Raw genomic sequence first — 7,486 nt, 5'->3', positions numbered from 1 at the left:
TCGATCTCCTGCTCGCCCAGAGCCTCCGCGCGCTACCAAATCTTTGACAATCGCCCCGTTCTGATCCGTCTCATCCGATTCCTGGCAGTTCCTCAGGCCGCCTGCGCGGTCGGCAGGGGGACCGCGAGGCCGAGCATGGGCGCGAGCTCGTCGGGGGGGACCGCGCGGCCGAAGAGGTGGCCCTGGCCGACGGTGCAGCCGAGGCGGCGCAGCTGCTCCCACTGCGGCGGCACCTCGACGCCCTCGGCGATCGTGTGCAGCGACAGCGACTCGCCGAGCGACACGATGGCCCGCGCGACCGCCAGCTCCTCCCCCTCCTCGTCGCCGCCGGCGGCGGGCGCGTCGCGGAGCGCCTCGATGAAGGTGCGGTCGATCTTCAGCACGTCGACCGGGAACTGCTGCAGGTAGCGCAGGCTCGCGTAGCCCGTCCCGAAGTCGTCGATGCCGAGGCGCACGCCGAGCCCCTTGAGCGCGCGCAGCGCGTCGAGCGTCGCGTCGTCGCCGGCGATGAAGACGCCCTCCGTGAGCTCCAGCAGCAGGCGCTCGGGCGGCAGCCCGCTGTCGGCGAGGGCGGCGCGCACGTCGTCGACCAGCGCGGGGTCGCGCAGCTGCCGCGCCGACACGTTCACCGACATCGAGAGCGGGGCCGCGGCGCGGCGCCCCCACTCGGCGCCCTGCCGGCACGCCTCGCCGAGCACCCAGCGGCCGAGCGGGACGATGAGCCCCGTCTCCTCGGCGAGCGGGACGAACGCGGCGGGGAGCAGCAGCCCGCGCGCCGGGTGGTGCCAGCGCACCAGCGCCTCGACCCCGAGCACCCGCCCGTCGGCCAGGTCGACGATCGGCTGGTAGTGCAGCGCCAGCTCGCCGCGCTCCTGCGCGTGGCGGAGGTCGGACTCCAGCTCCAGCCGCCCCATCGCGTCGGCGTTCATCGACGCGGCGTAGAGCACGTGGTGCCCCTTCCCGCCGCGCTTCGCGTGGTACATCGCCACGTCGGCGTTGCGCAGGAGCTCGTCCGGGCTCACCGGCTCGGGCGTCGTCTCGGAGGCGGCGCGCGCGATCCCGACGCTCCCGCCGACGAACACCTCGCGCCCGTCCAGCACGAACGCCGCGCGCATCGCGTTCGCCACGCGCTCGGCGACGATCACGGCGTCGGCATCGTTGCGCACGTTCTCCAGCAGCACCGCGAACTCGTCGCCGCCGAGGCGCGCCACCGTGTCGCTGCCGCGCGTGGCGTTCAGCAGGCGCTCGGCGACCGCGCGCAGCAGCTGGTCGCCGGCGGCGTGGCCGAGCGAGTCGTTGACCTTCTTGAAATCGTCGAGGTCGACGTAGATGAGCGCCACCGCGCGCGGGTCGCGCTCCCCCTGCACCAGCGCACGCTCGAGGCGGTCGCGCAGGCGCGTGCGGTTGGCCAGCCCGGTGAGCGGGTCGTGGAACGCCTGGTGGCTGAGGCGCGTCTCCAGCTCGCGGCGCGCGGTGACGTCCTGCGCCATGCCGACCAGCGTCGCGCCCGCGCCGTCGGCGTCGAGGCGGCGCACGGTGAGGGTGGCCCAGACGGTCCCGCCGTCGGGGTGCGCCAGGCGCCGTTCGATCGACACGCCGGCGGCGCGCCCCTCGCGCACCTCGCGCAGCTGCTCCGTCACCGCCTCGGCGTCGTCGGCCGGGTAGAGCGCGGTGGCCGGCGTGCCGCGCAGCGCCGCCGGCTCGCGCCCGACGAGCCGCCCGAAGGCGCCGTTGGCGTCGACGATCCCGCCGTCGTCGTCGAGCAGCACGATGCCGAGCGGCGCCTGGTCGAACAGCGTGTGGAAGCGCGCCTCGCTGCGCCGCACCTGCTCGGCGGCCAGCACGCGCGCCGTCACGTCGCGCACCGACACCAGCCCGCCGCTGATCGTCCCGTCGGCGACCCGCACGGGGCCGCACGACACGTCGAAGTAGCGCGGCGGCTCGCCCGGCGCGGCGCGCCCCGCGACCTCCTGCGCCTCGACCGTCTCGCCGCCCAGCGCGCGGGCGTACGGGCGGCCGGCGGCGCCCCAGTCGAGCTCCGCCGCGATCTCCTCGGGGCGGCGGCCGACGGCGTCGGCGTGCGCGACGCCCGTCCACTCCTGCATCGCCGGGTTCCACGCGGTGATGCGCAGTCCGACGTCGTACGCGAACATCGCCTCGGTCGCCGAGTGGACGATGGAGGTGGCCAGCTCGCGCTCGCGCCGCATCGCGCCGTGCGCCGCCTGCACGCGGCCGCGCGAGGCGAGCAGCGCGCGCATCAGCCGCTCCGACGCGCGCGCGGCCGGGCGCACCACCGCCGCGCCGACGAGGAGCGTCAGCAGCAGCACCACCGCGATCCCGCCCTCCACGCGCCGCACCAGCAGCAGCTGCTCGTCGAGGACCTCGCGCAGCGCGCGCCAGCCGCCGAGCGAGAGGTCGCCGAGTCGGCGGTCGGCGGCGGCCAGCTCGGCGACCAGCGCCGGGCGGGCGGCGCCGTCGCCGGCGGCGAGTTCGGCGGAGGCGGCCAGCAGGCGCGCCTCGGTGGCCAGCAGCGCCGCGCGCCGCTCGGCGACCCCGCGGACGCGCGGCAGCGGGCGCTCGTCGAGCGCGCGGCGCAGCGTGTCCAGCTCGCCCGCGGCGTCCAGCCAGTCGCGCCGCGCGCGGGCGCGCTCCGCGGCGTCGACCGTCGGGTTGGAGGCGACGAGCGCCCCCTGCACCAGGCGCACGCCGGCGACGCGATGGCGCGCGAGGAGCCCGAGCGCGGTGTGCGTCCCCCGCTGCCGCGCGAGCGACCACTGGATCGCCGCCTGCCCGAGCACGACGAGCCCCACCGCGGTGGCGACCACGGCGAGGATGCGGCGCGTCAGGGCGGGAAGGCGGACGACCACCGGCGGAGGGGGCGAGGCGTGGGACGACGTCTGACATCGCATGATGCTTCCGTCATTCCCTCAGATGTATCGGCTTCTGCCGCCCGTGCCTTGAGTCCGACGCCGCAGAGCTACTAGAGAACTAGTTGACAGGACGGTCGCCGACGCCTATCTACTAGAAAACCCGTAGCGAGGACCGATGGACGTCGCCTTCACCGAACGCGAGCTGGACGTGATGACCGTGCTCTGGGACCGGGGCCCCGCCACCGTGGCCGAGGTCCGGGAGCGGCTGGCCGACCCGCTGGCGTACACGACCGTGCTCTCCGTGCTGCGCACCCTGGAGGCGAAGGGGTACGCGGGGCACGCCGAGGAGGGGCGGGCGCACCGCTACCACGCGCTGGTGGACCGCGCGGTGGCCGGGCGGAGCGCGCTCCAGCGGCTGCTCGGGACGGTGTTCGGCGGCTCGCCGGAGCTGCTGCTCACCAACCTCATGGAGACGCGCGGCGCCGACGCCGCCGAGCTGGAGCGGCTGCGCCGGGTGCTCGACGCGCACGCGTCGGAGGAGGAGCGGTGATCGCGCTCTGGATGGCCTACGCGGCGGCGGTGGGCGCGCTGGTGGCGCTGGCCGCCGCGGCGGCGGCGCGCGCGCTGCGCCTCGCCGGGCGCCCGGCCCGGCTGCCGTGGGCGCTGGCGCTGGCGCTGACCGTCGCGCTCCCGGCGGCGGCGCTCCTGCTCCCCGCCGCCCCCTCCCCCGCCCCGGCGCGTGCCACGGCGACAGGCGGCGTGCTCACGCTCGACCCGCGGCTGCTGGCGCTGGCCGGCGGCGCCGGGTCGGCCGGCTGGTGGGGCGGTCCGGCGCTGCGGGCGCCCGAGGCGTGGCGCGCGCTCGACCTGCCGCTGGTCGGCGCGTGGGGGGCGGCGAGCCTGCTGCTCGCCCTGCGCGCGCTGGCGGCCGGCCGCGGGCTGCGCCGCCGGATGCGCGGCTGGCCCCGCGAGACGCTCGACGGCGCCGAGGTGCGGGTGGCGCCCGACCTGGGGCCGGCGGTGTTCGGCGCGCTGCGTCCCGAGATCCTGGTGCCGCAGTGGGCGGTGCGCGACGCGCGGCTGCCGCTGATGCTGGCCCACGAGCGGGCGCACGTGCGGGCCCGCGACCCGCTGCTGCTCGCCGCCGGGCTGGTGGCGGCGGTGCTGGTCCCCTGGAACCCGGCCGCGTGGTGGCAGCTCCGCCGCCTGCGCGCCGCCGTGGAGCTCGACTGCGACGCCCGCGTGCTGGCCGCCGACGGGGCCCGCCCCGCCGCCGTGCGCGCCTACGGCGCCCTGCTGCACGACGTCGCCGGCCGGACGGCCGCCCGCCCGCCCGTCGCCGCCTTCGCCCCGACCCTGCTCGCCACCCCGTCCACGCTCCACCGGAGGATCCACGCGATGACCGCTCCCCGTCCGCGCCGCGCCGCGCGCCACGCGCTCCCCCTCGCCGCCGGCGCCGTGCTGCTGGTCGTCGCCGCCTGCGAGCTGCCGCGCCCCACCGGCCCGCGCGCCCAGCCGAACGCGACGATGGCGCGACTCGGCGCGGTGACGGTCAGCGACCGCGTGCCGCTCACCCGGCCGAGCACCGCCGAGGACGTGCGGAACGCGGTGAAGGCCGCGATGCCCGAGGCGCTGGAGCGGACGCGCGGCGCGCGCCAGATGGTCTGGGTGATGCAGGCCGCCGACGGACGCATCGCGCAGGTCGTGCGCGGCACTCCGCGGGCCGGCTCGGCCGCCGAGATGCGCGACGCCACGGTGGCGATGCTCGACGGCGGCACGTACGTCCAGACGTCCCCGACGGCCGGCGAAGCGTCGCACTTCCCGACGCCGGAGCCGAACTCGATCGCCAGCATCGAGGTGCACAAGGTCGGTCCGGGGCGCATCCTCCCGGACAGCACCGACGCGATCTGGATCCGGCTCAAGGGGGACGGCGCGACGCCCGCCGCCCCGGCCGGGCCGGAGCGCGTGCGGATGCGCCAGCCGGCGCCCGCGCAGGATCGCGTGGCCGTCCGCGGCGGCATCATGACGATCGACAAGGTCGATTCGGCCGGGCGCGCCGTCCCGGGCTCCGAGACGCTCCGCGTGAATTCGGGGACCGAGCGCCCGCTCTACGTCGTCGACGGCGTCGAGGTCGACGGCGCGCCGGCGTCGCTCCCGATGGCCGACCGCATCGCGTCGGTCGAGGTGCTGAAGGGCGCCAAGGCGACCGAGGCGTACGGCGCGCGCGGCGGCAACGGCGTCATCCGCATCACGACCAAGAAGGACTGACCACGCACGGCGGTCACGCGGGGGCGCCGGGAAACCGGCGTCCCCGCGTCGCGTTCAGGGGGCGTGACGACCTCCGAGACCCCTCCCCTGCACGTGGTCGTCGGGGCCACCGGCGGGATCGACCGCGCGCTCGGCGAGCGGCTGGCCGCCGACGGCGCCCGCCTGGTGCTCGCCGCGCGCGACGCGGCCCGCCTCGACGCCCTCGCCGCCGACCTCGGCGCGGCCGCCGTCGACCGGGTGGCGCTGGACGCCGCCGACTTCGCCGCCGTCGACGCGCTGCTGGCCGACGCGGCCGCCCGGCACGGGCCGGTGGCCGGCCTCGCCAACTGCGCCGGGTCGCTGCTGCTCAAGCCCGCGCACCTGACCAGCGCGGAGGAGTACGCGCGCACCGTGGCGCAGAGCCTCACCACCGCCTTCGCCTGCGTCCGCGCGGCCGGGCGGGTGATGGCCGCCCAGCCCGACGGCGGGAGCGTGGTGCTGGTCGCCTCGGCGGCGGCTCGGCTCGGGCTCGCCAACCACGAGGCGATCGCGGCGGCCAAGGGGGGCGTCGTCGGGCTCACCCTGTCCGCGGCGGCCACCTACGCGGCACGCGGGGTGCGGGTGAACTGCGTGGCGCCGGGGCTCGTGCGGACGCCGCTGACCGCGCGCATCACCGGCTCGCCGGCCGCGGCCCAGGCGTCGCTGGGGATGCACGCGCTGGGACGGCTGGGGGAGCCGGAGGACGTGGCGGGCGCGATCGCCTACCTGCTCTCCCCCGCCGCCGCGTGGGTGACCGGGGAGGTGCTGGGGGTGGACGGGGGGCTGGCGACGCTTCGGGCGCGCTGACCCGGGCGGCGGCCGGCCCGCCGGTGTCGGATCCGCGCCACGCTTGCAGGAGTGCCGCTGGAGTCGTACGCTGCGCACCACCCCAACGGGCGGCCGCCGGCCACCCCGCCCGTCGTCCGCCCCCGCACCCGGTCCATGAACCTCCGCCGCGTTCGCTCGATGCTGCTGCGAACGGCGGGCGCCCTCGGGGTGACGCGGCTGGTCGCGCGCAGCGAGTGGCGGCGGCGGCGGCTCCTGATCCTCTGCTACCACGGCATCTCGCTCGAGGACGAGCACCGGTGGAACCCGGAGCTCTACATGCCGGCGGAGCAGTTCCGCGCGCGGATGCGCCACCTGCGGGAGGGGGGCTACACGATCCTCCCGCTCGGCGAGGCGGTCCGCCGCCTGTACGCCGGCGACCTGCCGCCGCGGAGCGTCGCCGTCACCTTCGACGACGGCTTCCACGACTTCCTCGCCCGCGCGGTGCCGATCCTGCGCGAGTTCGGGATCCCGGCGACCAACTTCGTCGCCACCTTCTACTCCGAGTTCCCGCGGCCGGTGTTCGACCTCGCGGGCTCGTACCTCCTGTGGAAGGCGCGCGCGCGCGGCGCACTCGCGCTGGGGGCGGTGATCCCGGGCGCCGCGCCGGTGCCGATCGGCACCGCCGAGGAGCGCGACCGGGCCTGGGCGACGCTGCGGGCGCACGCGCACGACGCCCACATGACGGCCGCCGAGAAGGACGAGCTGCTGGCCGACCTCGCGGCGGCCCTCGGCATCGACTACGCGGCGTGGACGCGGACGCGCATGCTCCAGCAGATGCGCGGCGACGAGCTGCGCGCGCTCCCCGCCGACCTGGTGGACGTCGCGCTCCACACGCACCGCCACCGCGTCCCCGACGAGCCGGCGAAGTTCGCGCGCGAGATCGTCGACAACCGGGCCTCGCTGGGCGACCTGCTGCGGGCCGACCGCGACCTGGCGCTCTTCTGCTACCCGACCGGCACCTACGACGCCCGCGTCACGCAGTGGCTCGCGGGGCTCGGCGTGCGCGCGGCGACGACCTCCGACCCCGACCTCTGCTCGACGAGCGAGCACCCGCTGCTGCTGCCGCGCTTCACCGACACGACGGGGCAGCCGGGCTGGGTCTTCGAGGCGTGGGCGTCGGGGCTGTACGCGGGGCTCCCGGTGTCGCCGCGGGTGCGCGAGCTGCGGCGGCGACGGCTCGGCGCCCGCCCGCAGGCGGCGGCCCCCGCGCCGGCCGGGCGGCCGTCGACCGCCGCACTCAGCGACGCCGGCGCCTGGTAGACGGCGCGCGCGCGGCGGCCGCCTCCGGCGTCAGCCGGCGGTCGCGGTGACGACGAGCGAGCGCCCGACCCGTCCGGTCGCGACGTCGCGGAACCCCGCGCGGGCGAGCGCGAGCCGCATCCCGCGCGTCCCCTGCCACGACTCGGTGAGCGGGCCGCGGCGCAGCGGCAGCGTCGCGCCGACGGCGTGGAGCGCGAGCCCGTTGGCGACGACGTAGGCGCGGAACGCCGCCGCGCGCCACG

The 7,486-nt window shown here is 77.5% G+C and carries 5 protein-coding genes and 1 pseudogene; 4 read left to right on the top strand and 2 right to left on the bottom strand.

Annotated features, from left to right (window positions below; genetic code table 11):
* Positions 1–92 precede the first annotated feature (92 nt).
* Complete coding sequence (locus PYV61_RS17470; protein ID WP_275833956.1) at positions 93–2,867, bottom strand: EAL domain-containing protein; 2,775 nt, start codon at positions 2,865–2,867, stop codon at positions 93–95.
* A 178-nt stretch (positions 2,868–3,045) separates the two neighbouring features.
* Between PYV61_RS17470 and PYV61_RS17465 the strand changes: the two genes are divergently transcribed.
* The 4 genes from PYV61_RS17465 (at position 3,046) to PYV61_RS17450 (ending at position 7,244) form a co-directional block, all read left to right on the top strand.
* Positions 3,046–3,420 (top strand): BlaI/MecI/CopY family transcriptional regulator, encoded by a 375-nt coding sequence (locus tag PYV61_RS17465; RefSeq protein WP_275833954.1) that lies wholly within the window; start codon positions 3,046–3,048, stop codon positions 3,418–3,420.
* Positions 3,417–5,138: a M56 family metallopeptidase gene (locus PYV61_RS17460; protein ID WP_275833952.1), complete on the top strand. Its 1,722-nt coding sequence runs from the start codon at positions 3,417–3,419 to the stop codon at positions 5,136–5,138. The genes PYV61_RS17465 and PYV61_RS17460 overlap by 4 nt, the downstream gene beginning before the upstream one ends.
* A 63-nt stretch (positions 5,139–5,201) precedes the next feature.
* Positions 5,202–5,963, top strand: a complete 762-nt coding sequence (locus PYV61_RS17455; RefSeq protein WP_275833950.1) for an SDR family oxidoreductase — start codon at positions 5,202–5,204, stop codon at positions 5,961–5,963.
* Positions 5,964–6,122: 159 nt separating this feature from the next.
* Positions 6,123–7,244 carry a polysaccharide deacetylase family protein gene (locus PYV61_RS17450; RefSeq protein WP_275833948.1) on the top strand — a complete coding sequence of 374 codons (1,122 nt, stop codon included), beginning with the start codon at positions 6,123–6,125 and terminating at the stop codon, positions 7,242–7,244.
* A gap of 30 nt (positions 7,245–7,274) precedes the next feature.
* Here PYV61_RS17450 and PYV61_RS17445 read toward each other — a convergent pair.
* A pseudogene (locus PYV61_RS17445) lies at positions 7,275–7,486 on the bottom strand (hypothetical protein); the annotation flags it as partial.

It is taken from the genome of Roseisolibacter sp. H3M3-2 (assembly GCF_029211165.1).
In the GTDB taxonomy this organism is placed as follows: domain Bacteria; phylum Gemmatimonadota; class Gemmatimonadetes; order Gemmatimonadales; family Gemmatimonadaceae; genus Roseisolibacter.
The sequence above is the reverse complement of the archived record's forward strand: the minus strand, read 5'-3'. Positions and strand labels throughout refer to the sequence as shown.